General features: G+C 36.8%; 3 protein-coding genes and 1 pseudogene. All 4 read right to left on the bottom strand.

Annotated elements, in window-relative coordinates; genetic code table 11:
- Positions 1 to 342: pseudogene (locus tag ACFIO3_RS07685) on the bottom strand (hypothetical protein); the annotation flags it as partial.
- Positions 343 to 559: 217 nt separating this feature from the next.
- Positions 560 to 1786: an MFS transporter gene (locus ACFIO3_RS07680; protein WP_375615478.1), complete on the bottom strand. Its 1227-nt coding sequence runs from the start codon at positions 1784 to 1786 to the stop codon at positions 560 to 562.
- Positions 1773 to 1973 carry a hypothetical protein gene (locus tag ACFIO3_RS07675; RefSeq protein ID WP_375614198.1) on the bottom strand — a complete coding sequence of 67 codons (201 nt, stop codon included), beginning with the start codon at positions 1971 to 1973 and terminating at the stop codon, positions 1773 to 1775. The genes ACFIO3_RS07680 and ACFIO3_RS07675 overlap by 14 nt, the downstream gene beginning before the upstream one ends.
- Positions 1974 to 2297: 324 nt before the next feature.
- Positions 2298 to 2742, bottom strand: a 445-nt coding sequence (locus ACFIO3_RS07670; protein WP_375704278.1) for a DUF2087 domain-containing protein, incomplete at its 5' end; no start/stop codon positions are given.

The raw sequence follows: 2742 nt of genomic DNA, 5'->3' as shown, positions 1-2742 counted from the left end.
AGTGGTAAGGGGAAGGCTACATATTTTTGATGTTTCCGTTTCGCGATAGTTTTTTCCTATTTGAAATGCTTCTGCAATTTTTGTAAGTATATCTCCTGTTTCTAAATGACGATCGCTGAAATTTTCCATATTTCGTACATTTTTATCTTTTAGCACTTGCCATAATTTATCGATTGCTTGAAATCCCTCTGTTGTGTTTTGAATAAGACCAAGGTTTAAAAGGCGATTAATAGATTTGTGAATGTTTTTAGTTTCTGAATTGACAAGTTTGAGGATATCAGAAAGAATTTTAGCACCAAGTATAATAACAGTATAGACAGCGTGTAGTGTCGGTGAGGTCATGGCAAAAATGAGCGAATTATAAGAAAAATGTTTTGGCTGTATTGCACATGGATATCAATAGAATATTATTCGTGCAGAATGTAGCTACCTTACGCTTGTCTATCCCATAATCCTTTAAGCTATGAGACAATTTGCAGCGGCGTTTACAGAGCAATCTTTAAAGACCATTTTGAGCTTTTTTGCCGCAGAGTGTGTTACAAAATCATAATTGAGCCATTTATGGCGAAGTGTTTTGGGCACCCTTGTTGTGCCCCCAGTAGCAAAAGTTATATGTGACATTGAAGTTCCTTATTTTTTTAGTTTGCATAAGGCAAAGGCAAGAAGCAAAGGCGGAGATACCAACAATCATGCAAAAGGTGAAAGCGATGTGATTGTTGAAATGGCTGATGATCCATCCACTTGTCCATGAGCCGGCAGCTTGGCCAATATTTGAAATAACAAGAATATAACTAAAAAGAACACTGGTAGAGAGGGATGAGGTTGTTTTCCCTGCTTGATAGTATATTTCTGGAACCATGACAGATTCATAGACACTGTAGGCAATTAACGCAGTCACAGCGGTAAAGACGCCACCCATAAGGAAAAATGCAGCGAAACTTCCCATAAGCCATAATAGGTAGAAAGTTGATTTATCAGAAAGGCTGAGATGTTTATTGATTATTCCTTGCCAGATACAAATACTGATGCCAACAATTGAAAAGAAAATTCCACTATAAGGGGCGAGATTGCTGTCAAATTTACTGAGAAGTGTTGTGGTGGTGATGAAAATTCCCATGAGGAATGCACAAAGCAAAGCCGTGACCAGCAAATAAGCAATAGAGCGATTATATATTATTGTTTTTAAAGAAGAAAGAAAAGAATTCTTTATTTTTTTGTTCTTTTCAAGAGATAATTTTTTATGGGGGTAGTGATAAACAATTTGAATGGATAAAACACAAAGATACAAACCAATGAGTGCAAAAAAAGCCATCAAAAAAACTGATGCGTTGTATTTTATGGCACTCGTTGCAACAAGAGGGGCGATAACGACAGCAGCATTTTGAAAAAAAGAATAGAGAGTTAATGCGCGCTTAAGAGCATTTTCATTGAGATGTTCTGATAAAATTTCTCTCAAAAATGGCTTTGAAATTGCTTTCGAAAAAGCCATTAAGGTAAAAAAGATCAACCATGCAGAAGGTGTGAGCGATAGGATAATGCACACAAAAGCGCTACTCCTTAAAATAAAGGCGGTAGCCATTAAGAGTTTACGCGAAAATCTTTCTAATAAACTCGTTGTGGTTACCATGAGAATGCTTTCAAGGATTACTGATCCAGCGAGATAAAAAGCGACATTGGCAGCAGTTATGAGAGAAGAGTTTCCAAGCAAAGGGAGTACAAAGAAAAAGGAAAATTCAGAAAGAAAAACTGTGCTATAGATGAAAAAAGTTATTTTATTTTTGCCCATGGAATTTCCATAGAAGTGTCGTTAAATGATCAAATACATTTTGTTGTATCTCTTGAGGAAGTTTTGTCAGCCCTGTTTCTGCTGTGCACATTTCGTTGAAATAGTATCCTTCTTGATTCACCAGCCAGTCCACTGCAAGAATATTGTTTTTTGTTTTTTCTACGATGTTTTTAGAAATATCGAGCATGATTTGGATTGAGCAACAACACTGTGCGCGGATGTCTACGCAACAATCGTAAGATCATTGAGACCTTGATCCTATATCTTCTCCTGATGGTTTTGACTGTTCCTAATCCTATTTGATAACCAATTGACATCCCGCATTCTTGCTTTTCCATTTTAACCTTTATGAAGAGGATGTACTATCCCCCCATAGATTGTTAACATATGAATGGGATGAATGATTTTGTAACCTTTTAATGAATTTATATTTTTTTAGTGGAAGGTTATTCATTCTCTTGAAATAGAGAAGAAAAACGATAGCGTTCGCTAATCATTTTTCAATTCTCTTTTAGCGCATGCGTTGATATTTTCCTCCATGGCGTTGTAAAAAACCTCTCTCAACAAGAGTGCGTCGTAATCGGGCAAAGTCTATCGTAAAGAGGTTGCATATCTTGGAAACTTCCGTTTCGCTATAGATTTTTCCCATTTGAAAGGCTTCACCAATTTTTGATAGCATCTCTTCTGTTTCTAAATGGCGGTCGCTTAAATTTTCCCTATTTCGTTCATGTTTATTTTCTAGCATTTTCCACACTGTCTCTTCGGCTTGAAATCCTTTTGTTGTGTTGTGAATAAGTCCAAGGTTCAAAAGGCGATTGATGGATTTGTGAATTGTTTTGGCATCTGAATCAATATGTTGGAGGATATCAGTAAGATTTTTTGCACCAAGGATAATGGCGGCATAAACAGCGCGCAGGGTAGGAGAGGCCATGGCAGAAATGAGCGAATTGCGTGTG

The sequence above is a fragment of the Bartonella sp. AD328YNZD genome (assembly GCF_042196425.1).
This window is presented reverse-complemented; position numbering and strand designations above follow the sequence as displayed.